This is a genomic window from Geodermatophilus sp. SYSU D00697, from assembly GCF_054050175.1.
Genome location: NZ_JBJGYV010000018.1, coordinates 26,959 through 49,163, shown reverse-complemented (window position 1 = coordinate 49,163; position 22,205 = coordinate 26,959). Strand labels below are relative to the sequence as shown.

The 22,205-nt window shown below is 74.2% G+C and carries 22 protein-coding genes and 1 tRNA gene; 8 read left to right on the top strand and 15 right to left on the bottom strand.

The features are described 5' to 3' along the window. Nucleotides 1-141: 141 nt before the first annotated feature. The 4 genes from ACI79C_RS16290 to ACI79C_RS16275 form a co-directional block, all read right to left on the bottom strand. Nucleotides 142-214 (bottom strand) — tRNA-Ala (locus ACI79C_RS16290). Nucleotides 215-297: 83 nt separating this feature from the next. After that, entirely contained in the window at nucleotides 298-711 is a 414-nt protein-coding gene (locus tag ACI79C_RS16285; protein ID WP_456946709.1) for a VOC family protein, read from the bottom strand. A gap of 20 nt (nucleotides 712-731) precedes the next feature. Continuing rightward, on the bottom strand, nucleotides 732-1,139 hold the full coding sequence (locus ACI79C_RS16280; protein ID WP_456946708.1) for a helix-turn-helix domain-containing protein: 408 nt from the start codon (nucleotides 1,137-1,139) through the stop codon (nucleotides 732-734). A 29-nt stretch (nucleotides 1,140-1,168) separates the two neighbouring features. Continuing rightward, complete coding sequence (locus tag ACI79C_RS16275) at nucleotides 1,169-1,921, bottom strand: M23 family metallopeptidase (protein ID WP_456946707.1); 753 nt, start codon at nucleotides 1,919-1,921, stop codon at nucleotides 1,169-1,171. Nucleotides 1,922-2,459: 538 nt separating this feature from the next. On the opposite strand from ACI79C_RS16275, the gene ACI79C_RS16270 reads away from it, so the two are divergent. Genes ACI79C_RS16270 through ACI79C_RS16255 form a run of 4 tightly spaced genes read left to right on the top strand, consistent with a single transcriptional unit; the run spans nucleotide 2,460 to nucleotide 6,709 of the window. Beyond that, nucleotides 2,460-3,956 carry a mannitol dehydrogenase family protein gene (locus ACI79C_RS16270; protein ID WP_456946706.1) on the top strand — a complete coding sequence of 499 codons (1,497 nt, stop codon included), beginning with the start codon at nucleotides 2,460-2,462 and terminating at the stop codon, nucleotides 3,954-3,956. Between the two features lie 20 nt (nucleotides 3,957-3,976). Beyond that, a complete protein-coding gene (locus ACI79C_RS16265; protein WP_456946705.1) occupies nucleotides 3,977-4,762 on the top strand; it encodes an HAD family hydrolase in 786 nt (261 codons plus the stop codon). Beyond that, entirely contained in the window at nucleotides 4,759-5,883 is a 1,125-nt protein-coding gene (locus ACI79C_RS16260) for a CDP-glycerol glycerophosphotransferase family protein (protein WP_456946704.1), read from the top strand. The genes ACI79C_RS16265 and ACI79C_RS16260 overlap by 4 nt, the downstream gene beginning before the upstream one ends. After that, nucleotides 5,873-6,709 carry a phosphocholine cytidylyltransferase family protein gene (locus tag ACI79C_RS16255; RefSeq protein ID WP_456946703.1) on the top strand — a complete coding sequence of 279 codons (837 nt, stop codon included), beginning with the start codon at nucleotides 5,873-5,875 and terminating at the stop codon, nucleotides 6,707-6,709. The genes ACI79C_RS16260 and ACI79C_RS16255 overlap by 11 nt, the downstream gene beginning before the upstream one ends. 28 nt (nucleotides 6,710-6,737) lie before the next feature. On the opposite strand, the gene ACI79C_RS16250 is transcribed toward ACI79C_RS16255, so the two are convergent. From ACI79C_RS16250 to ACI79C_RS16230, 5 genes are read right to left on the bottom strand one after another with little or no spacing between them, the layout of a single operon-like run. Beyond that, complete coding sequence (locus ACI79C_RS16250) at nucleotides 6,738-7,814, bottom strand: hypothetical protein (protein ID WP_456946702.1); 1,077 nt, start codon at nucleotides 7,812-7,814, stop codon at nucleotides 6,738-6,740. Next, a complete protein-coding gene (locus ACI79C_RS16245; protein WP_456946701.1) occupies nucleotides 7,811-8,467 on the bottom strand; it encodes an SCO family protein in 657 nt (218 codons plus the stop codon). Before ACI79C_RS16245 ends, ACI79C_RS16250 begins: the two co-directional genes overlap by 4 nt. Then, nucleotides 8,464-9,243, bottom strand: a complete 780-nt coding sequence (locus ACI79C_RS16240; RefSeq protein WP_456946700.1) for a YcnI family protein — start codon at nucleotides 9,241-9,243, stop codon at nucleotides 8,464-8,466. Before ACI79C_RS16240 ends, ACI79C_RS16245 begins: the two co-directional genes overlap by 4 nt. A gap of 31 nt (nucleotides 9,244-9,274) precedes the next feature. Next, nucleotides 9,275-11,068: a copper resistance CopC/CopD family protein gene (locus ACI79C_RS16235; protein WP_456946699.1), complete on the bottom strand. Its 1,794-nt coding sequence runs from the start codon at nucleotides 11,066-11,068 to the stop codon at nucleotides 9,275-9,277. After that, nucleotides 11,065-11,715, bottom strand: a complete 651-nt coding sequence (locus ACI79C_RS16230) for a zf-HC2 domain-containing protein (RefSeq protein WP_456946698.1) — start codon at nucleotides 11,713-11,715, stop codon at nucleotides 11,065-11,067. The genes ACI79C_RS16235 and ACI79C_RS16230 overlap by 4 nt, the downstream gene beginning before the upstream one ends. Nucleotides 11,716-11,803: 88 nt before the next feature. Here ACI79C_RS16230 and ACI79C_RS16225 point away from each other — a divergent pair, with 88 nt between their 5' ends. From ACI79C_RS16225 to ACI79C_RS16210, 4 genes are all read left to right on the top strand, one after another. After that, nucleotides 11,804-12,352, top strand: a complete 549-nt coding sequence (locus tag ACI79C_RS16225; RefSeq protein ID WP_456946697.1) for a sigma-70 family RNA polymerase sigma factor — start codon at nucleotides 11,804-11,806, stop codon at nucleotides 12,350-12,352. Nucleotides 12,353-12,457: 105 nt separating this feature from the next. Further along, nucleotides 12,458-13,075 carry a DUF47 domain-containing protein gene (locus tag ACI79C_RS16220; RefSeq protein ID WP_456946696.1) on the top strand — a complete coding sequence of 206 codons (618 nt, stop codon included), beginning with the start codon at nucleotides 12,458-12,460 and terminating at the stop codon, nucleotides 13,073-13,075. A gap of 6 nt (nucleotides 13,076-13,081) precedes the next feature. After that, nucleotides 13,082-14,083 (top strand): anion permease, encoded by a 1,002-nt coding sequence (locus ACI79C_RS16215; protein WP_456946695.1) that lies wholly within the window; start codon nucleotides 13,082-13,084, stop codon nucleotides 14,081-14,083. A gap of 329 nt (nucleotides 14,084-14,412) precedes the next feature. Further along, nucleotides 14,413-15,339, top strand: coding sequence for a sulfite exporter TauE/SafE family protein (locus ACI79C_RS16210; RefSeq protein ID WP_456946694.1), 927 nt, complete (start codon nucleotides 14,413-14,415; stop codon nucleotides 15,337-15,339). 22 nt (nucleotides 15,340-15,361) lie between these two features. Here ACI79C_RS16210 and ACI79C_RS16205 read toward each other — a convergent pair whose 3' ends face one another. From ACI79C_RS16205 to ACI79C_RS16180, 6 genes are all read right to left on the bottom strand, one after another. Continuing rightward, a complete protein-coding gene (locus ACI79C_RS16205; RefSeq protein WP_456946693.1) occupies nucleotides 15,362-16,354 on the bottom strand; it encodes an NAD-dependent epimerase/dehydratase family protein in 993 nt (330 codons plus the stop codon). Between the two features lie 85 nt (nucleotides 16,355-16,439). Beyond that, the gene (locus ACI79C_RS16200) at nucleotides 16,440-16,937 is read right to left on the bottom strand and encodes a DUF5994 family protein (RefSeq protein ID WP_456946692.1); all 498 of its coding nucleotides are present in this window, start codon (nucleotides 16,935-16,937) and stop codon (nucleotides 16,440-16,442) included. A 204-nt stretch (nucleotides 16,938-17,141) separates the two neighbouring features. Beyond that, nucleotides 17,142-18,290, bottom strand: coding sequence for an aldose epimerase family protein (locus tag ACI79C_RS16195; protein WP_456946691.1), 1,149 nt, complete (start codon nucleotides 18,288-18,290; stop codon nucleotides 17,142-17,144). A gap of 411 nt (nucleotides 18,291-18,701) precedes the next feature. Next, nucleotides 18,702-20,591: a translational GTPase TypA gene (gene typA / locus ACI79C_RS16190; RefSeq protein WP_456946690.1), complete on the bottom strand. Its 1,890-nt coding sequence runs from the start codon at nucleotides 20,589-20,591 to the stop codon at nucleotides 18,702-18,704. A gap of 166 nt (nucleotides 20,592-20,757) precedes the next feature. Beyond that, a complete protein-coding gene (locus tag ACI79C_RS16185) occupies nucleotides 20,758-21,090 on the bottom strand; it encodes a hypothetical protein (protein WP_456946689.1) in 333 nt (110 codons plus the stop codon). 524 nt (nucleotides 21,091-21,614) lie between these two features. Further along, nucleotides 21,615-22,175 (bottom strand): YceI family protein, encoded by a 561-nt coding sequence (locus tag ACI79C_RS16180; RefSeq protein ID WP_456946688.1) that lies wholly within the window; start codon nucleotides 22,173-22,175, stop codon nucleotides 21,615-21,617. Nucleotides 22,176-22,205: the final 30 nt, after the last annotated feature.

Below are 22,205 nucleotides of genomic sequence, written 5' to 3'. Positions count from 1 at the left end.
GGTCGGGGGCCGACGTCACCGCCGCCCCACGGCCTCGGTCGACTCCCGGACCGTACTGAGCCGACCGGGTGGTGGCCACCGCAGTGGCACCAGAGACGACTCAGGCCGCCCTCCCGAGGGAGGACGGCCTGGTCATCGGGGTGGAGCTGAGGGGACTCGAACCCCTGACCCCCACACTGCCAGTGTGGTGCGCTACCAGCTGCGCCACAGCCCCGTACCTGGCCCGGTCGGTGTCCCCGAGCCGTCGACAACTGTACAGGGCTGCGTCAGCGCTCGGACGCAGGGGGTCCAGGCGGGTCAGCCCTGCTTCATCTGGGCGATGCGGATGTGGTTGCCGAACGGGTCGCGCAGCCCGAAGTCGATGCCGTAGGGCTGGTCGACCGGCTCCTCGGTGATCTCCACGCCCCTGGCCTTCAGCTCGGCGTGGGTCTTGTGGGCGTCGTCGCAGGCGAAGAAGAGGTGCCCGCCGGCGACGCCCTTGCTGATGGCGTCGCGCACCTGCGCGGCGGTCTCCTCGCTCATCGACGGCGGCCCGGGCCGCTCCAGGAGGACGGCGCGGTCGGGCTGGCCCGGCAGGTTCACGGTGAGCCAGCGCATGGGCCCGAAGTCCATGTCGGACTGGACCTCGAAGCCGAGCTTGCCCACGTAGAAGTCGAGGGCGGCGTCCTGGTCGGGGACGTAGATCTGGGTGATGGTGATCGCGGTCAGCATGGGAGCGACGCTAGAGACGATCACTCCCGCCGCGCTTCTCCGAAACTGCTCGGCCGCGACCACGCCATCGCGAAGCAGGACGGCACGGGCGGCAGCGGTCCCCGCTGCCGGTACTGGGACGGCGGCTCACCCACGACGTCCCGGAACACCCGGCTGAACGTGCCCAGGCTCGAGAAGCCGACGTCCATGCAGATGTCGGTCACGCTCCGGTCGGTGGAGCGCAGGAGGAACATCGCCCGCTCCACGCGGCGCCGCTGCAGGTAGCGGTTGGGGGTCTCCCCGAAGGTGGCCCGGAAGGTGCGGATGAAGTGCGCCTCGGACACGTGCGCGATCCGCGCCAGGGTCGGGATGTCGAGGGGTTGGGCGTAGGAACCGTCCATCGCGTCCCGGGCGCGCAGCAGTCGGCGGTTGGCGTCCTCGGCACCCACGCCGCGCATCCCACCACGGACGCCGGCGGTCACACCTCGACGCCGCGCGCCTCCAGCCACGGGATGGGGTCGATCCGCTTGCCGTCGATCCCGCCCTGGTGCACCTCGAAGTGCAGGTGCGGGCCGGTGGACTGACCGCGGTTGCCGAGCAGGGCGATGGTCTCCCCCGCCTCCACGTACTGGCCGGGCTCGACGAGGATCTCGTCCATGTGGCCGTAGACGGTCACGTCGCCGTTGTCGTGGAGGACGTAGACGGCCAGGCCGAACCCGCTGGCCGCCCCGGCTCGCAGCACGACGCCGTCCACGGCCGCGTACTCGGGGGTGTGCATGGGCGCGGCCAGGTCGATGCCGTAGTGGAAGGTGCCCCAGCGGGCGGCGAAGGTGCTGGTCAGCCGGCCGTCGACGGGCAGGACGGCCTTGGGCCGGGCTGCCTCACGCGCCGCCTCGGCCGCCGCCGCCTCGGCCGCCGCGCGCGCCGCCCGGGACGCGGCCACCTCCGCCAGCCGGGCCTCGGCCTCGGCGACGGAGATCGACGCCTGCGGGAGCAGCTCGAGGTCGTCGTCGACGGTGAGCAGCTGCTCCTGGGCCTCCAGGACCGACGTCGGCTCGGCCGCGGCGTCGGGTGCGCCCGTGATCCCGGTGACCCCGGCGATCAGCCCGCCCGCGACCAGCGCGGCCAGCAGCAGCGGCCCCCGCCGGGGTCCGGGCGCGGAGGCGACGACCCCGGAGCCGCGAGCGACCGAACGGTCGCCGGGAGTAGTGGCGCGACGTCGACCGGCCATGCACCTATCCGTCTCGTGGGGAAGAGAGCGCCCGTGCCCGGGCCAGGGGGGTTGCCCCGATACAAACACGCCGTGACCGATCCGTGACCCTCCGCTCGGCGCGTCGTCCGAGACACGCCGGGTGCCGTGCCTCACACACCCCTCGCGTCATGCCCTCGTGTGACGCGCGTCCGGTTTGGACCCCCCGGCAAGGGGCATGTCAGTCCCCCCGGCGTGAAAACACCGCGCCTCGGCGTCAGGTCGACTGCTGCGGTGCCCGCCGCACGGGGATGCCCCCGATTGGCCACGGACGGCTCCGCCCGTGTACTGATGGTCGACGCTGCAGCCCCCGTTGCCCTCTCCTGCCCTGAGGTGGAGGGCGACGGACCAGGAACCGGCGCGAGGGGGGCGACCGCACCACACGCACGAGAGAGGCAGATGCCGCATGACGAGGCCGGAGCGCTCCCCCGGAGCCGCACTGCCCCAGTCGGCACCCTCCACGACCTCCACGGCACTGCCCTGCACCGCGCTGCCCCCAGCCCCGCCCGACGAGCGTCCGGTGATCCGCCAGCTGAGCCAGGACACCCTGCACAGCCACGGCGCGCGGCTCACCGTGCCCACCTACGACCGGTCCGCCCTCACCCCCTCCGTGGTGCACCTGAGCGTCGGCGGCTTCTCCCGCGCCCACCAGCTCATCTACTTCGACGAGCTGGCCGAGCGGCGGATCTCCGACGAGTGGGGCGTCGTGGGCGTGGGTCTGCGGCACCGGCACATGCAGGAGGCCCTCGCGCCGCAGGACCACCTGTACACCGTCGTCGAGCGCAGCCCCGACGGTGAGCGCGCCCGCGTCGTCGGCGTGATGGTCGACTACCTGTTCGCCCCCGACGCGCCTGCCGCCGTCCTCGACCGGCTGACCGACCCGCGGACCCGGATGGTCACCCTCACCATCACCGGAGCGGGCTACCCGCTCGACCCGCACACCGGCGAGTTCACCGCCGAGGACGCCGACGTCCGGCGCGACGCGGCCCGGCCGCACGAGCCCACCACCGCCTTCGGCTACCTCGTCGAGGCCCTGGACCGCCGCCGGCGGGCGGGGCTGCCCCCCTTCACCGTCGTGTCCTGCGACAACATCCACCGCAGCGGCGACGCCACGCGCACCGCGGTCGCCGGCCTGGCCCGGCTCCGCGACGAGGTGCTCGCCCGCTGGATCACCGACCGGGTCGCCTTCCCCAGCAGCATGGTCGACCGGATCACCCCGCAGACCGCGCCCGAGGAGCGCGCGGCGGTCGCCGAGCGCTACGGGGTGGACGACCGCTGGCCGGTCATCACCGAGCCGTTCTCGCAGTGGTTCATCGAGGACGCGTTCAGCAACGGCCGGCCGCCGCTGGACCAGGTCGGCGTCCGGTTCGTCGCCGACGTCGGCGACTACGAGCTGATGAAGACCCGGCTGCTCAACGCCAGTCACTCCGCGCTGGGCTACCTGGGGTCCCTCGCCGGCCACCGGCGCATGGACGAGCTGATGGCCGACCCCGTCTTCGCCGAGTACGTCGCCCGTCTGATGGACGACGAGGTCACCCCCCTGCTCCCCCGCCCCGACGGCGTGGACCTCGACGAGTACAAGCGCATCCTGCTCCAGCGCTTCGCCAACCCGGCCATCGCCGACGGCCTGCCCCGGCTGTGCCGGCGCGGCTCGACCAAGGTGCCCCACCACCTGCTGCCCTCCCTGCGGCAGGCACTGGACGAGGACCGGCCGGCGACCCTGCTCACGCTCGCCCTCGCCGGCTGGTGCCGCTACCTGCGGGGCACCGATGCCGCCGGACGCCCGGTGCCCCTCGACGACCCGCACGCCGAGGAGCTGCAGGCGCTGGCCCTCGCCGGGGGCACCGACCCGCGCCCGCTGCTCTCGCTGCGCTCGGTGTTCGGCGACCTCGGCGAGCGCCCCGGCCTCGTCGCAGCCCTGGGGCGGGCGATGGAGCGCATCGACCGGCTCGGCGCCCGGGTGACGGTCGCCGCCGCCCTCGCCGACGCCGGCCCGACCCTCTCCCTGCCCCGATGACCCCCGGGAGGACCTCCCCCATGCCCGCCCTCCCCGAGACGCTCACCGCGCGCCTCGAGGCCCTGCTCTGCGACGCCGACGGCAACCTGTTCCCCTCCGAGGAACCGGCCTTCGTCGCCTCCGCGGACGTCACCAACCGCTTCCTCGGCGCCCTCGGGGTGGAGCTGCGCTTCACCGCCGAGGAGCTGCGGCGGGCCACCACCGGCATGAACTTCAGGACGACGTCGCGCCGGCTGGCCGACGAGGCCGGGCACCCGGACGTCGACGTCGAGCCGTGGGTCGCCGAGGAGAAGCGGGCGGTCACCGCCCACCTGGGCGCCACGCTGACCCCCCACCGGGAGACGACCGACGCGCTGAGCGCCCTGGCGGCCCACCTCCGGCTGGCCGCGGTCAGCTCGAGCGCGCTGACCCGGCTGGCGGCCTGCTTCACCGCGACCGGCCTGGACGGGCTGATCCCGCCGGCGGTCCGGTTCAGCGCCGAGGACTCGCTGCCGGTGCCCACCAGCAAGCCCGACCCCGCGGTGTACCTGCACGCCTGCGAGCAGCTGGGCATCGCGCCGGAGGCCGGCCTGGCCGTCGAGGACTCCGTGCCCGGGGTGCTGTCGGCCGTCCGGGCCGGCTGCCCCACCGTGGGCAACCTGCTCTTCGTGCCCGAGGCCGAGCGGGCCGACCGCGCGGCCGCCCTGACCGACGCCGGCGCGGCGACCATCGTCGACTCCTGGCAGCAGCTGGCCGACCTGCTGCTGCCCGTCCTCAGCCGCCGGTCCGCGCCCGGCGACCTGCTCACCACGGGAGGTGACCGGTGAACATCGTCTACGTGGCCTTCCGGGGCCACTTCTCCGACAGTCCACGAGCGCTCTACGAGGCGCTGCTGACCCGCGGGCTCGACGCGACCCACACCTGGCTGTCCGCGCCACACACCCAGGCCACCTTCCCCGACGACGTCGCGACGGTGACCTTCGGCAGCCCGGAGTCGATCGCCGCGCTGGAGGGCGCGGACCTGGTCGTCTCCAACGACCACATCCCGCTGGACTGGGAGAAGCGCGAGGGCACCACCTACCTGCAGACCTGGCACGGCACGCCGCTCAAGCGGATCCACAACGACGTCCGCTGGGCGCCGGAGGGCCGGCTGGCCTACCTCGAGCACGACATCGCCCGGTGGGACCTGCTGCTGTCCCCCAACTCCGCGAGCACCGAGCGGCTGCGGCGCGCGTTCGGCTACCGCGGGCCGGTCCACGAGACCGGCTACCCGCGCAACGACCTGCTCAGCAGCCCCGAGCGGGACCAGGTGCGGGCCGCCGTCCGGGCCGACCTCGGCATCTCCGACGAGCAGACCGTCGTCCTCTACACCCCGACCTGGCGGGACGACCTGGTCTTCAACAAGACCGGGCCGCAGGACTTCGAGTTCCCCCTGGACATCGACGACTTCACCGCGCGGCTCGGGCGGGACCACGTGCTCCTGCTGCGCCTGCACAACATGGTCATGGACCGGCTGGAGATCGTCGACGGCTCACCGATCCGTGACGTCTGCAGCCACCCCGACATCCGCGACCTCTACCTGGCCGCCGACGCCATGGTCACCGACTACTCGTCGACCATGTTCGACTTCGCCATCACCGGCAAGCCGATGCTCTTCTACACCTACGACCTCGAGTACTTCCGCGACGAGCTGCGCGGCTTCTACTTCGACCTGGAGGAGGTCGCGCCGGGGCCGCTGCTGTCGACCAGCAAGGACGTGGTCGAGGCGATCGCGGACCTGGACGCGGTGGCCGCCCGGCACGCGGAGCGCTACGCCCGCTTCCGGGAGACCTTCTGCCACCTGGAGGACGGGCATGCCGCCGAACGCGTCCTCGACCTGATCTTCCCGCCGGACCCGCCCGCGGGGACCACCACCACGACCCGAGGAGGGGACGACAGTGCTCGCTGACCGCGCCACGACCGCACACCTGGGCCTGACCGGCACACTGCCCACGGCCCCGGCCCCGGCCCCGGCTCCGGCCCCGGCCGCCGGGCCCCTGCCCGCACCGGTCCAGGTCGTGATCCTCGCCGCCGGCATGGGGACCCGGCTCGGCCGGCCCTGGCCCAAGCCGCTCACCCCGCTGCACGACGGGCGCAGCATCATGCAGCGCCAGCTCGACGGCCTGCGCGCCGTCCTCGGGCCGTCGGTGGACGTGACCGTCGTCGTCGGGTTCAAGGCCAAGCGGGTCATGCAGGCGGTGTCGGACGTGCGGTTCGCCTACAACCCCGACTACGCCGTCACCAACACCTCGCAGAGCCTGCTGCGTGCGCTGCGCGCCACCCGCGACGGCGGCGTCCTGTGGCTCAACGGGGACGTCGTCTTCGACCCCGCGGTCCTCGACGCGGCGCTGCCGGCGCTGCGGGCCGACGAGAGCTTCGTCTGCGTCGACACCTCCAGCGTGGCCGACGAGGAGGTCAAGTACACCCTCGACGCCGACGGCTGCATCGCCGAGCTGTCCAAGACCGTCGTCGGTGGCCTCGGCGAGGCGGTGGGCATCAACCACGTCTCGTCCGCCGACAAGGCGGTGCTGATCGAGCACCTGTCCGCCTGCGCTCCGCAGGACTACTTCGAGCGCGGCATCGAGACGGCGATCCTCGACGAGGGGCTGCGCTTCCGGCCGCTGGACATCTCCCGGTTCTCCGCCGTCGAGGTGGACTTCGAGGCCGACCTCGAGCGGGCCAACGAGATGTTCGCCGCCCGGGGACACCTGCACCCGGTGGGCGGCGACCTGTAGGCAGAGCCCCCGGGGCCCGAGGATCCGCTCAGCCGACCGGCAGCGGCTCCTCGGCCGGCGGGCGGGCGGGCCGGCCTCCGGGCTCCCGGAACCGGCGGGTCGCGGCGATGCCGCCGACGACGCAGCCCGCGCCGAGGGCCACGAGCACCGCGACCGCGGCTCGGGCGAGGAGCGTCGGGCCGGCGGAGAGCACGTGCGCGGTCCACAGGACGTCGACGTCGGGCAGCCCCTGCACCAGCAGCAGCCAGCCGAGGACGACGGCGAGCAACCCGGCCATCGCGCCGCGCCCGCGCCGGGCGGCGAGGAACCCGAGCAGCGCGACCGCGACGGCGGTGAGCGCGGGCAGCAGCGCCGAGACGACGGCCCCCGCGTGCGAGGAGACGCTCGCCGCGGGCTCCGGGGTGGTCGCGGCGTGCCACAGCGCGGCGGCCCCGCCGACCAGCAGCAGCCCCCCGAGCGGCCGGGGCCCGCGTGTCAGCACCCCCGCAGCGACGGCGGCCAGGGCCAGCGCGGCGTACAGCGGCCACACCACCCACGGCGAGGGCGGCGGGCTCCAGGTGAGCTCCCCGCGCACCTGCACACCGGTGCCGCCGTGGGACAGCGGCACGACCCACTCGGAGACCACGTGCTCGCGGGTCGGGTCGGCCGCCACCGCCGGCGGCAGCAGCCCCTCGCTCATCCAGTGCGTGCGGTGGTCGTGCCAGACGTACTGCGGCTGCGTGGACACCTGCACCCAGTCCGGCGAGGCGGCCGGGTCGGCGTGCGCGGGCAGCGTCGTCCGGCCGTACCGGTCGAGGTTGATGTAGGTGGCCGGGCTGTTGGCGTTGCGCCAGACGCCGTCCGGGCCGATCCGCAGGTAGGGCTCGTCGGAGTAGCCGGGGACCGCGACGTCGGTGGCGGTCGTGTTGACGACCTCGAACTCGTCGCCGAAGGACAGCACCCGCACCGAGACCCCCGGGATCGCCGGCTCGACGGCCAGCACGCGCCCGTCGAAGTCGCTGCCGGCGGCACCGCCGCCGACGTGCGCCCGCGCCGGACCGGCCACCAGCAGCGCGGCCAGCACGCCGAGGACGACGACCAGCAGGCGGGTTGCCGCGCGCGTCACGTCCCCGCCACGAGCGCCAGGTCACCGGCGATGTCACGGCTGGTGTTGCCCGTGTCGAAGGCCACGTGCGCGAGGTCGTCGTCGCCGTAGAGCAGCAGCAGCGAGGAGTGCAGCCGTCCCTGGTCCTCGGCCAGCGGCACGCCAGCGGCGAGCTGCGCCCGGTCGATGGCCGCCTGGTCGCCGGTCAGGCCGACGAAGCGGTTGGGCAGGTCGGCGTCGAACCGGCCCAGGTACTCGGCGAGCACCTCGGGGGTGTCGAACGCCGGGTCGGTGGTGACGAAGACCACCTGCACCCGCTCGGCCAGCGCCGGGTCCACGCCGCGCAGGGCGACGGCGACGTCGGCCATCGTCGTCGGGCAGACGTCGGGGCAGTTGGTGTAGCCGAAGAACAGCAGCGTCGGCGTGCCGGCGGTGGCGGCCGCGAAGTCGTAGGGCTGCCCGGCGGTGTCGGTGAGCGTGAATGATGGCCGCTGGTAGGGATCGGGCAGGTCGAGGCCGGCGTAGGCGTCCTCGGGCCCCTCGACCACGGCGACGCCGCCGGAGTGGTCGTGCTCCTGGCCTTCCTCGGCGGCGGCACCACCGCCGCAGCCGGCCAGCACGAGCCCGGCCGTGAGGGCCAGGACGGCCAGGCGGCTGCGGCGGTGCGAGGTCACGAGGACACGGTACGACGACCCGCCCGCCAGCCCAGGACGACGCCGCCGAGTCCGGTCAGCAGCGCGAGGATCGCCACGAACAGCGCCGGCCCGCCGGGCCCGGAGTCCCCGTGGGTCGCGGCGGCCTCGGTCGAGGCCGCGGTGTCGGTGGCCGTGTCGCCGGAGGCGGGCTCGGCCGTGCCGTCGCCGGCCGGCTCCTCGGCGGAGGAACCCGTGGAGCCCCCGGCCAGGGACAGCACCGGAGCCGGCTTCTCGGGTTCGGCCTGCCCGTCGACGGTGGGCTCGATCCAGGCGGCCTCGGTGCCGTCGCTGTAGGTCTGCACCGCCGGGAAGACCAGCTGGTCGCTGTCGGGGAGGGGCCCGCCGGACAGGGAGAACTCCTGGAACTCGCCGGGCCGGATCCCCCCGCCGTCCGCGGCGCGGAACTCCACGACCGACACGTAGCTGGTCACCTGCTCGCCGTGGCTCTCCAGCGGCGTCTGCAGGTCCGAGGTGGTCATCGTGACCGTCCAGCCGGGCACCGGCTGGGTCCGCAGCGAGGCCATCGCCGACTCCTCCGGGATGGAGATGCGCAGTGCCACGGTGCTGGCGGTGTCGCTCTCGTTCGGCACCCGGAAGGTGAGCTTGCCGAAACCGCCGGGCGCGGCGTCGGCCGACGACACGGTCACGTGCGCCGACGCGACGCCGGCGCCCGCGACGGCGGCGGCGAGCGCGGTGAACAGGGCGAGGACGACGACGCCCAGCCGGAGCAGCGGCCGAGGGGGCGATGAGGACATGGTTCTCCTGTCGAAGGGGGTGGAGCGGGGGTCAGCGCACCGAGAGGGTGGTGCTCGCGGTGCTGGCGGTGAACTCGTCGAGCCGGACGGTGACCGCGAGGGTCCAGGTGCCCGCGCCGGGGATGGCCATCCCGTCGCCGACGTAGTGCCCGGGCCCGGCCGGCTCCAGGGCGACCTCGAGGGGACCGATCTCCTGCGCCGGCTCACTGAGGGTCACCCGGATGTCGACCGGCTGGGCCAGCTGCCCGGCCTGGTCGAAGAGGTAGACGTGCAGGGTGTTGGGGCCGCTGGTGGCCGGGTCGACCGAGACCTGGACGCTGCCGTCGGTCCCCGCGGCGGTCTGCAGCGGCAGGGTCACGTCGACCGGCTGGGTGGCCTCCGCACGCGCCGGCGGGGTACCGACCAGCACCGACGACAGCGCCAGGACGACGACGGCGATCCCCAGCTCGGCCAGCACCGACCGGCGCAGGACGGGGCGCTCGACGGCGGCGGCCTGCGCCTGGACCTCGGCCCGCGCACCGGCGGCCGACGCGACCGCGGGGTGGGCGTCGGGGTCGGCGCCCGCGGCGAAGGCGTGCGCGGTCACCCGGCGGCGCCCGGCCGGCCGGGGGCGGGAGACCCCCAGGTGCTGCTGCACCCAGACCCGCGAGATGCCGGCCGCGGCAAGCAGCAGGAGCACCAGGCCGAGCTTGGCCAGCAGCAGCCAGCCGTAGGTCGTCGTCACGAGGGCCGCCGGCGAGCCGACCTCGCGCACCGACTGGACGACGCCGGTGACGACCAGCGCGGTCACCGAGCCGGCCGCCAGCCGGGAGAACGGCGGGAGCGCGCGGGCCAGGTCGGCCGCGGGGGCGTCCTCGCGCAGGACCCCGGCGAGCAGGCCGACCAGGCCGCCCAGCCAGACGGCCATCGCGGCCACGTGCACGGTCGCGGCGGCCACGGCCAGCACCGGCCAGCTGCCGGCGACCGGGTGCCCGACGGCGGCGGTGGCGAGCACCAGCCCCGCCGCGAGCACGCCCGAGACGACCAGCGGGCCGCGGGCGGGGGCCCGCCCGGCGCGCAGGGCCGGCCACAGCACGAGGATCAGCGCGACGGCCAGGGCCGCCCGGACCAGCAGGGTGATGCCGTTGGCCGACGACGCGGTCGCGCCCAGGAGCGCCGGGTCGGCCACCGACGCCGGCCCGCTGCCCGCGGCGTAGGGCCCCTGCAGCAGGAACGTGAGGACCGCACCTCCCGCCACCGCGGCCAGCCCGCCGGTCACCAGGCGGCGCAGCCGGGGCGACGCCCAGCCGGCGGGCCAGCCGGCCAGCAGCAGCACCGGCACGCCGATCCCGAGCGCCAGGCCGGCGTAGCCCAGCCAGCGGGACACCGGCAGCACGGCGGCGACGACCGGGTCGCTGTCGGCCTCACCGGCCGAGGTGCCCGCCGGCACGAGCTCGCCGTCGCCGACCACGAACGAGAACGCCCCCGAGATCGGGTGCGAGTCGGCCGACACGACGCGGTAGGTGACCAGGTAACCGTCGTCGGGCAGGCCGCTGCGCAGCGGCACGGTCAACGTCCCGCCGTCCACCCGCGGGCTGCCGGTGTCGGCGCGCTCGCCGCCGGAGGTCAGCACGCGGGCGTAGCCCGCGCCCAGCGAGACCCCCTCGCTGAACCGGAGGGTCACCTCCCCCGGCATCTCGGCGAGCCGGGCGCCCTCCCCCGGGTCGGTGGAGACCAGCTCGGCGTGGGCGGCGGCGGGCGGCGCCGTCGCCACGCCCGCGCCGAGCCAGGCCCCCACGAGGGCCAGCAGGAGGAGCAGCGCCGCGGCCGGGGAGCGCCGGGTCACGCGGGCACCCGCTCACGGCCGACCGCGGGGACCGGCTGCCGCCTCCGGCGGCGGCCGCGCCAGGCGACGGTGCCGACCAGGGCGACGCCGGCCAGCACCAGCAGGTGGGCGACCGCACGGTCGGCGTGCACGTGACCGGCCCGCAGGTCGGCCACGGTGAGGACGACGAGCAGCGCGGTGGAGGTCACGAGGAACGGCAGCGCACCGGCGGCCAGGCGGGGGACGGCGGCCACGGCGACGAAGGCCGCCGCGATGCCGAGGTTCCAGGCACCCGACTCGTGGGCCATGTGCACCGGCGCGCTCATCGCGGCAGCGCCCGAGGCGAGGGACGGCCAGGCGAACCCGGCCTGCGCCACCCCGACCGCCAGCAGCGCCAGCCGCAGCGCCGTGGTGGCCAGCCGCGCGCGGGCGACCGCGCCGGTGCCGGGGAGCTCCCGCGGGAGCGCGGTGAGGACGGCGGCGGTGAGATCGGGCACAGCCGGCGCCGGGGCCAGCCGGGCCCGCCGGGTGACCAGCTCGGCCCGCCGTGCCCAGGCCGTGCAGTCGGCGCACGAGGCCACGTGCTCGTCGAGCTCCCCGGCCGGCAGACCGGGGGACTCGCCGTCGAGCCGCGCCGAGAGCGCCTCGCGGTAGGGGGTGCACTGCATGATGGGGTGGTCGTCTGGCGAGGCCGGTTGGTTCCCCCTCGTTTTCGGGAGCAGCCCGTGCGACGGTCCCTCGGGGAGGATGCGGGGCGTGGACGAACTGGAGCGGCTGGCCTCCGCCGCCGTCGACGGCGACCCCCTCGCCGCGGCGGCGCTGGTGCGGGCCACCCAGTCCGACGTCTGGCGGCTGTGCGCCGCGCTCGGCGACCGGCAGTCCGCCGACGACCTGACCCAGGAGACCTACCTGCGGGCCTTCGGCGCCCTGCACCGCTTCGAGGGCCGGTCCTCGCTGCGCACCTGGCTGCTCGCGATCGCCCGCCGGGTCTGCGCCGACGCGGTCCGCTCCCGGCGGCGGCGCCGGCTCACCCTGGTCCGGGACGACGCCGACCTCGAGGCCCTCGACGTCGCCGACGGCGCCGACCGCGTGGGTGAGGGCGCCGTCGTCACCGACCTCCTGGCCCGCCTGGCACCCGACCGGCGGGAGGCCTTCGTGCTGACCCAGCTGCTGGGCCTGCCCTACGCCGAGGCGGCCGAGGTCGCCGGCTGCCCGATCGGCACCATCCGGTCGCGGGTCGCCCGGGCCCGGGCCGACCTGGTCGACGCGCTGGGCGGGGAGGACGCCGACGTGGCGCGGGCATGACGCCTGCGTGAACGGCGGGTGGACGGGCACCTATGCTGCCCGACGGCCGTGCGACCGCCAGGCAGGCGGGTGGACGGTCCCCTAGCCGATCGGGAGCCCCACGCCGTGCCCTTCAGCCTCACCCCCAAGGACTCGAGCTTCTACCCGCTGTTCACCGCCTCCGCGGAGAACCTGGTGGCGGCCACCGCCGTCCTCAGCGAGTTCATCAACGACCACGCCCGGCGCGGCGAACTGGCCGACAAGCTGCGCGAGCTCGAGCACGTCGGCGACCAGTCCACCCACGCGATCTTCCGGCAGCTGAACTCCAGCTTCGTCACGCCGTTCGACCGCGAGGACATCTACAACCTGGCCAGCGACCTCGACGACGTCATGGACTTCGTCGAGGCCGCCGCCGACCTGGTGATCCTCACCGGCCTGGGCACCCTCCCCGCGGAGATGAACCAGCAGGCCGCGTTGTTGCAGCGGGCCGCCCAGACGACCGCCGAGGCGATGCCGCGGCTGCGCACGCTCAAGGACCTCTCCGACTACTGGATCGAGGTCAACCGCATCGAGAACGAGGCGGACAAGCTGTACCGGCGGCTGCTCTCCCGCCTCTACAGCGGCGAGTTCGACGCGCTGGAGATCCTCAAGCTCAAGGAGGTGGCCGACCAGCTGGAGGAGGCCGCGGACGCCTTCGAGCACGTGGCGAACGTCGTCGAGACGATCACCGTCAAGGAGTCCTGACCCGGCATGGACGCGGCCCTCGTCGCGCTGGTCCTCATCATCCTGGTGGCCCTGGCCTTCGACTACACCAACGGCTTCCACGACGCGGCCAACGCCATCGCCGTCGCCGTCTCCACGAAGGCGCTCACCCCCCGGGTCGCGCTGGCGCTGGCCGCGGTGATGAACCTCGTCGGCGCGCTGCTGTCCACCGAGGTCGCCAAGACCGTCGGCGAGGGCATCATCGGCCCGCCCCAGGGCAGCGACGGGCTGAAGATCGTGTTCGCGGCCCTGATCGGCGCCATCGCCTGGAACCTCATCACCTGGTGGTTCGGGCTGCCCTCGTCGTCCTCGCACGCCCTCATCGGCGGCCTGGTCGGCGCCGCGGTCGCCGCGGCCCACACCGTGCAGTGGATGGGCGTGTTCGAGAAGGTCATCGTGCCGATGGTCGTCTCGCCCCTGGTCGGGTTCGGCCTGGGCTACCTGTTCATGCTGGCGATCCTGTGGGCCTTCCGGGGCGCCAACGTCAGCCGGGCCAACCGCGGCTTCCGGTACGCACAGATCGTCAGCTCCGCCACCATGGCGCTGGGCCACGGGTTGCAGGACGCGCAGAAGACCATGGGCGTCATCACCCTGGCCCTGTTCACCGCCGGTGAGATCGACGACTTCACCGTCCCGCTCTGGGTCGTCCTCGCCGCCGCCCTCGCCCTGAGCGCCGGCACCTACGCCGGCGGCTTCCGCATCATGCGCACCCTCGGCCGGCGGATCATCCAGCTCACCCCGGCCGGCGGCTTCTCCTCACAGACCGTGGCGTCGACCGTCATGGTGACCACCGCGACCGTGTTCGCCGTCCCCGTGTCGACGACCCACATCACGACGACGTCGATCATGGGGGTCGGTGCCACCCGGCGGCTGTCGGCGGTCCGCTGGGGCGTGGCCGGCAACATCGTCGTCGCCTGGGTCGTGACGCTGCCGGCTGCCGGCGCGGTGGCCGCCGTCGCCTACTTCCTCACGCACAACATCATCGGCTGACGGCCGCGCGGGCCGCTCGCGCACGGGCCCGGCTGGCCGTCCTGCCGGGCACCGTCGCGTCCCCCTCCGGGCCGGCGGACGGCGTCCCGCAGGGTGGAACGCGGCTTGGCACATATCCCGATCGATCTGGTAGACATATCGCCGTGGCGGCGACGACGGTGCTCCTGGTGGGGCGGATCCACGTCGACCTGCTGCGCGTCTGCACCGCCCGCTGTCCGGGCTGCTGACGTCCGCGCGCTGCTGCGCGCCCCCTCCCCCGTTCGTCCCGCGGTGAGCCGCGCCCTGACGCGCGCCCGCGACCCTCCTCCCCGGATCCGGAGTCCAGCCCCGTGAAGACCCTCACCCTGCTCGCCCTGGTCGGTCTGGGGGCGCAGCTCGTGGACGGCAGCCTCGGCATGGCCTATGGCGTCACGTCCACCACCCTGCTCCTGGCCATCGGCACCAACCCCGCCGCCGCCTCGGCGACCATCCACCTGTCCGAGATCGGCACGACGCTGGCCTCGGGCCTGTCGCACTGGAGGTTCGGCAACGTCGACTGGCGGGTCGTGGCCAAGGTCGGCGTCCCGGGCGCGGTCGGGGCGTTCCTGGGCGCGACCGTGCTGTCGAACCTCTCGACCGAGGTCGCCGCCCCGGTCATGTCGCTGGTCCTGCTCGCGCTCGGCGTCTACCTGCTGGTCCGCTTCACCCTCCGCGGCGTGGACCGCCGCCACCTGGGCAAGCCGGTCCGCAAGCGCTTCCTCGGCCCGCTGGGCCTGGTGGCCGGCTTCGTCGACGCCACCGGCGGCGGCGGGTGGGGCCCGGTCGGGACCCCCGCGCTGCTGGCCAGCGGCCGCATGGAGCCGCGCACGGTGATCGGCTCGATCGACACCGCCGAGTTCCTCGTGGCGCTGGCCGCCAGCCTCGGGTTCCTGCTCTCCCTCGGCTCGCAGGGCATCGACGCCGGCTGGGTGCTGGCGCTGCTGATCGGTGGGCTGATCGCTGCCCCGATCGCCGCCTGGCTGGTCCGGCACGTCCCGCCGCGCATGCTCGGCTCGCTCGTCGGCGGGATCATCGTGGTCACCAACACGCGGACCCTCCTGCGCAGCGACTGGATCGACGCCTCCGACCCCGTCCGCTACTCGGTCTACGCCGTCCTGTACCTCGCCTGGGCCGCGGCCGTCGCCCACTCCTTCCGCGAGTACCGCAAGGACCGCGCCCTGGAGTCCGCCGACGCCCTCGCCGCCCAGCGGTCGCGCCCGCCTGTCGCCGCGGGCTGAGCCCGGCAACCCCGCCGGGGGCTCAGCGGGCCGCGAGGAGGGCCGCCTCGAGGTCGGCCGGCAGGCCGGGCACGGGCAGGCCGTGCGGCGGCGGCGGGAGCCGGTCGACCGTCTGCAGCCAGGCCCAGGTGTCGGCGACGGTCTCCTCCAGGGGCCGGCCGGGCAGTCCCAGGTCGCGGGCCCGGGTGGTGTCGACGTCCCAGGCGGTGCGGGCGATCTCGGCGGGCAGCCACAGCGGCAGGTGCAGCCACGGCTCCACACCCGCGGCGAGCAGGTCCGCCTCCGGGACCACCGCCCACTCCGCGTCGCTCCCGGTCACCCGGCGGCAGAGGTCCAGCAGCCCGCCGAGGGTGGTCATGCCGGCCGGGCCGGTGGTGTTCACCGGACCGGAGACCCCCTGCTCGGCCATGGTCACCAGCCAGCCGGCGAGGTCGCGGACGTCCACCAGGGCGATCGGCTGGTCGAGGGCGTCGGGGACCACGACCCGGCCGCCGCGCGCGATCCGCTGCAGCCACCAGCCCAGCCGGTGCACGCGGTCGTCGGGCCCGACGATCAGCCCGGCGCGCGCGGTGAGGAAGCGGTCGCCGAACGCCGCGCCGAGGACCCGCTCGGCCTCGGCCTTGATGGGCCCGTAATCCTCCTCGTCGCTCTCCCAGACCGGCTCGTCCTCGCTCCGGATGGGTCCCGGCGGCCAGTTCCGGTAGGCGTTGAGGCTGCTGACGAACGCGTAGCCCCGGATCGCCGGGCCACGGACGCCGCCCAGGACCTCCGCGGCGCTGCGGGCGCCGGCCCGGGTCTGGCACGAGGTGTCGACGACGAGCTCCGGGACCCAGCCGTCGAGAGCGCCGGCCAGCGCGGCGGGGTCGTCCCGGTCGCCGCGCAGCGCCCGGACGCCGTCGGGCGGGTCCCCGGACACGCCGCGGGTGAACGCCGCCACCTCGTGACCGCGGTCGAGCGCCGCCGTGGCCACGTGCCGGCCGAGGAAGTGGGTGCCGCCGAGGACGAGCAGTCGCATGGCCCCAGCCCAGCCGAGCGGCTCCCGCGCCGTCCAGCCGGTTCGCTGTGGGCGCAGTCCGCCCGGCCGGTGCGCGGTCTCGTCCTCAGACCGCGTGCGTGAACGGCACCCCGGGCACCTGCGGCAGCGGCATCGACCGGGCGGCGGCCATCACCATCTGCGGCGAGCGCGGCAGCCCCCTGCGGGTGCACAGCCGCAGCGCCCGCGCCCCGGTGATCACGTCGGTCTCCGGCGGCACGACGAGCAGGTCCGCCCGCCGGGTGCCGCCGTCCCAGGTCAGGCAGACCACCCCCGGGTCCATGCTGCGGAAGCCGCCGGTGCGGACCACCCGGCCACCGACGACGACCTTGCGCGCGGCCGGGCTCCAGGCGTCGAGGGGGTAGGTGAAGCGCTCGATGCGCAGGCCGCGCTTGTCCAGGGCGGCGACCAGCTCGGGCAGCTCCACAGCCAGGTCGCGGCTGCGCGGGAACCAGGCGCCGTCGAAGGCGTGCTCGCCCGACCCTGCGTCGCTGCGCACGCTCACCCGGACGTCGATGCCGCCCCGGTGCCCCTCGGCCGCCAGCGTCTGCAGGGTCGTCCTCATCAGCGTCACGCCGCCTTCCGTCGTCGAGTGCGCCCTCGGGTACACGGGCCCGAGGAGAACCTATGCAGTGCGGGTCGCGCCGCCCGGCCGGCCGCGGGGCGGCGGGTCGCCGTCCAGCGGCTCGTCATCACGGTTCGTCACCAGGCGATCACGACCCCTCTCCGGGGGCGCGGTGCCCGGCGGCCGCCTGCCCCGGCGCCCCGGTCAGGACGACAGGGAGAAGACGGTGGTGCTGTCGTAGACCTCGCCCGGCCGCAGCTCGGTCGACGGGAACTCCGGCTCGTTGGGCGAGTTCGGGAAGTGCTGGGTCTCCAGCGCCAGCCCGTCACCCTGCCGGTAGATCGTCCCGCCGGTGCCGACCAGCGTGCCGTCGAGGAAGTTGCCCGAGTAGAACTGCATCCCCGGCTCGGTGGTGTCGATGGTCAGCGTCCGGCCGCTGGCGGGGTCGCGCAGCACGGCCGCCTGCTCGAGGGCGTCCTCGCTGTCGGAGCCCTCCCGCGCCCCGTCGTCCTCGCGGTCCAGCGCCCAGTTGTGGTCGTAGCCCTGCCCGTACAGCAGCTGCTGGTCGTCCTCACGGATGCGCGCGCCGATGGCGGTGGGCTCGCGGAAGTCGAACGGGGTGCCCTCGACCGTGGCGATCTCGCCGGTCGGGATGAGGGCCTCGTTCACCGGGGTGTACCCGCTGGCGTCCAGCTGCAGCTCGTGGTCGTAGATGCTGCCGGAGCCCTCTCCGCCGAGGTTCCAGTAGGTGTGCTGGGTCAGGTTGACGACGGTCGGTGCGTCGGTCGTGGCCTCGTAGTGCACGGTCAGCCGCGACTCGGCGTCCAGGCTGTAGGTGACCGTCGTGGTGAGGGTCCCGGGGAAGCCCTGGTCGCCGTCGGGGCTGACCAGCTGCAGCTCCAGGGCGGCGACGTCGTCGTCGCCGACGGGCGTGGCCGTCCAGACCTGGTCGTCGAAGCCGTCGGTCCCGCCGTGCAGGGTGTTCGGGTCGTCGTTGAGCGGCAGTTGGTAGGCGGTGCCGTCGAGGGTGAAGGTGCCGCCGGCGATGCGGTTGCCGTACCGGCCGATCAGGGAGCCGAAGTAGGGGTCGGTGTCGGCGACGTAGCCGGCCAGGTCCGGGAAGCCGAGGACGACGTTCTCCACCTGGCCCTCGGCGTCGGGGACCTCCAGCGACTGGATGACGCCGCCCCAGGTGAGCACGCGGACGACCATGTCCCCGTTCGCCAGCGTCCAGCGCTCGACCGGGGTGCCGTCGGGAGCGGTCCCGAAGGGCTCGACGGTCGTCGTCGCCGCCTGGGCCGCGGTCGGGAACACCAGACCGCTGGCGACCAGGCCGACGCTCAGCGCGGTCACGACGGGCCAGCGGCGGCGACCCCGCGGGGCCGGGGGGAACGGGAGGGCCGGGCGTCCAGTCATGGGGACTCCGATGTCCGTGCGGTCCACCGGCGTCGTCGCGCGGTGGCGGGGGGCACCGCCGGACCGGGCGGATCAGACACCCGGCGAGCGGTCCTGGGACGAGTCGGAACCGTAGGGACTCGGTCGGAGGGGTGTCAACGGCCGCTCCGGAGACGCGAACGGCCGAGTGGGCAGTTCCCGCCGTCCAGGACGGCGTGTCGCGCACGCGTCGCGACGACGACTGCTCACTCGGCCGTGGAGCACGCGAGGAGGACCCCCGTTCTTGGGGAGGGCAGGACCGCGCTCGTCGGCCCCCGTCCCCGGGCACCGCCGCAAGCGTGCGAGCGGCGAGGAGGTCGGGGTCCTTCCTCAGGCCTTGGGCTTGCGGTTCTTCGCCTTGCCCCGCTCGTTCTGGTCGAGGATCACCTTGCGCACCCGGATGGCGGCCGGGGTGACCTCGACGCACTCGTCCTCGGCACAGAACTCCAGCGCCTGCTCCAGGTTCAGGATCCGCGGCGGGATGAGCCGCTCGAGCTCCTCAGCGGTCGAGGACCGCATGTTGGTGAGCTTCTTCTCCTTGGTGATGTTGACGTCCATGTCGTCGGGGCGGGAGTTCTCGCCGACGATCATGCCCTCGTACACCTCGGTGCCCGGCGCGACCATCATCGAGCCGCGCTCCTGCAGCGAGAACATCGCGTACGACGTCGCCACGCCCTGCCGGTCGGCGACCAGGGACCCGGTCGGGCGGGCGCGCATGTCGCCCATCCACGGCTCGTAGCCCTCGAGGTTGTGGTTGAGGACGCCGGTGCCGCGGGTCTCGGTGAGGAACTCGGTGCGGAACCCGATGAGGCCGCGGGAGGGGACGATGTACTCCATCCGCGCCCAGCCGGTGTCGTGGTGCACCAGGTTCTCCATGCGGCCCCGGCGGGAGGCCAGCGCCTGCGTGAGGGTGCCGACGTACTCGCCCGGGGTGTCGATGGTGACCCGCTCGACCGGCTCGTGGAGCTTGCCGTCGATCTCCTTGGTGACCACCTGCGGCCGGCCGACGGTGAGCTCGAACTCCTCCCGGCGCAGCTGCTCGACGAGGATCGCCAGGGCCAGCTCGCCGCGGCCCTGCATCTCCCAGGTGTCGGGTCGCTCGGTGGGCAGCATGCGCACCGAGACGTTGCCGACCAGCTCCTGGTCGAGCCGGTTCTTGATCAGCCGGGCGGTGAGCTTCTTGCCCGAGCGGCCCGAGATGGGCGAGGTGTTGATCCCGATGGTGATCGAGATCGACGGCTCGTCCACGGTCAGCGGCGGCAGCGGCCGCGGGTCGTTCGGGTCGGCCAGGGTGTCGCCGATCATGATGTCCTCGATGCCGGCGATGGCGACGAGGTCACCGGGGCCGGCGCTCTCGGCCGGGGTGCGGGTCAGCCCCTCGGTCACGAGCAGCTCGGTGATCTTGACCCGCTGGATCGTGCCGTCGGTCTTGCACCAGGCGACCTGCTGGCCGCTCTTCATCGTGCCGGAGTGGATGCGCAGCAGCGCCAGCCGGCCGAGGTACGGGGAGGCGTCGAGGTTGGTGACCTGCGCGCGCAGCGGCTCCTCGGCGTCGTAGGACGGCGCCGGGATGGTCTCGAGCAGGGTCTTCACCAGCGGGCCGAGGTCGGGGCTGTCGGGGCTGGTCCCGTCGGCGGGCCGGGTGAGCGAGGCCTGCCCGGTCTTGCCGTTGCTGTAGACGATCGGGAACTCGAGCGCGTCGGTGTCCAGGCCGTTGTCCTCGAGCAGCTCCATGAACAGCTCGTAGGTCTCGTCGACGACCTCGGCGATCCGGGCGTCGGCACGGTCGGTCTTGTTGACCACGAGGATCACCGGCATCCGCTTGGCCAGCGCCTTGCGCAGCACGAAGCGGGTCTGCGGCAGCGGGCCCTCGGAGGAGTCCACGAGCAGGACGACGCCGTCCACCATCGACAGGCCGCGTTCGACCTCGCCGCCGAAGTCGGCGTGGCCGGGGGTGTCGACGATGTTGACCGTCACCGGGTTGCCGTTCTCGTCGGCCAGCCGGATGGCGGTGTTCTTGGCGAGGATGGTGATGCCGCGCTCACGCTCGAGGTCCATCGAGTCCATGACGCGGTCCTGCGTGGAGTCGTTGTCCGTCCCCTCGCCCTTGGCGCGGCCGAGCGCTCCGGCCTGGCGGAGGAGGGCGTCGACCAGGGTCGTCTTGCCGTGGTCGACGTGGGCGATGATCGCCACGTTGCGCAGGTCGTCGCGGGTGGGCATGCGGGAGGGCACCTCAGGGGGGTTCGGGGATCCGCGGCGTCGGCGCACACGGCATCACGAGTAACGGCCGCCGGCCCGGCGACCTTCCCACTCTAGAAGGACCTCCGGTCCCCCTCATCCCTCGCAGGCTCGACGCGGGCCCCTGGAGGGTGGCCGTTCCAGCAGCTCACGCTCGGTCGGCCACGGCGAACGTCACTCCTGCGGCGGCGATCGTGACCAATCCCACGGCGAGCCACGCCGCCACACCCACGCCGAGCGCCAGCACGTGGGCGAGCACGAAGGCACCGACGTACAGGGCGCCCAGTCCGAGGGCCACCGCCCAGCCGCGCCGCTGGACCCACAGCCAGGCCGCCGCCAGCCCACCGAGGGCGAAGAGGGCGCCTCCGAGCGCGCGGACGCCGGTGCTCTGGGCGACGCCGAAGCCGGCGGCCAGGCCGACCGCGACGAGGACGGCGGACGGGAAGCGGGTGCGGGCACGGGTCAGCGTGGACGACGACATGCCGACCAGTCTCCCCCTCCGGGAGGCCGGTTTCCGGGCCTGCCCGCGACCGGTTTCCGGGCCTGCCCGCGACCGGTTCCCGGGCCTGCCCGCGACGATCATGACGTTGCGGAAGCGACACCCCGGCGACGACCGTCGTGTCGCCTCCCGAAGGCCATGATCGCCGGGAGCAGACGGGGTCACCGGAACAGCCGGGAGCAGACGGGGTCACCGGAGCAGACGGGGCGGCCGGGGCGCCGGAGCGGACGGGCAGAGGGGGTGCCGGAACAGACGGGCGACCGGGTGCAGGTCACTCCAGGGCCGCGCCCACGGCGCGATGCCCCCCGCGCCGCGGCGAGCAAGGTCGGCCGGGCCGTCGCGCGAAGTCCCCCGGCCGGCCGGCCCGCCCCCGCAGCACGCATCGGCTCGGGATCCTGCACCAGCGCCGCCGCGGACCGTGGGACGCGGACGACAGAGGGCCCCGGGCGTGCGCCCGGGGCCCTCTGGAGTCGCCGTCGAGTGGTGGCCTCTCAGGCGGGAGTCGTTCAGGCGGTGCGGAGCACGGCCTCGATCTCGAGCTCGACGCTGATCTTGTCGCCGACGACCACGCCGCCGCCGTCCATCGGCATGTCGATGTCGACGCCGTACTCCTTGCGGGAGATGTCGGTCTTGGCGCTGAAGCCGGCGCGGGTGCCGCCGTAGGCGTCGGGGCCGAAGCCGTTGAGCTCGAGCTCCAGCTCGACCGGCTTGGTGATGCCCTTGATGGTCAGGTCACCGACGACCGTCCAGTCGGCACCGTCGGTGCGGACCGCGGTCGAGCGGAAGGTCATCTCCGTGTGGTTGCCGACGTCGAAGAAGTCCGCGGAGCGGATGTGCGCGTCGCGCTGCTCCTGACGGGTGTCGATGGAGTCCATGTTGATCCGCGCGGTGACGCTGGAGAGCGCCGGGTCCTCGGCGGTGACGATCTCGCCGGAGAAGTCGCGGAAGTAGCCGCGGACCTTGCTCACCATCATGTGGCGGACGGAGAAGCCGACCGTCGAGTGGGTGGGGTCGATGTCCCACGTGCCGACGACGTAACCGGGGATCTGGGTGGTGGTGCTGGTCATGGTGTTCTCTCCAAGGCGGTTGAGCGTTTG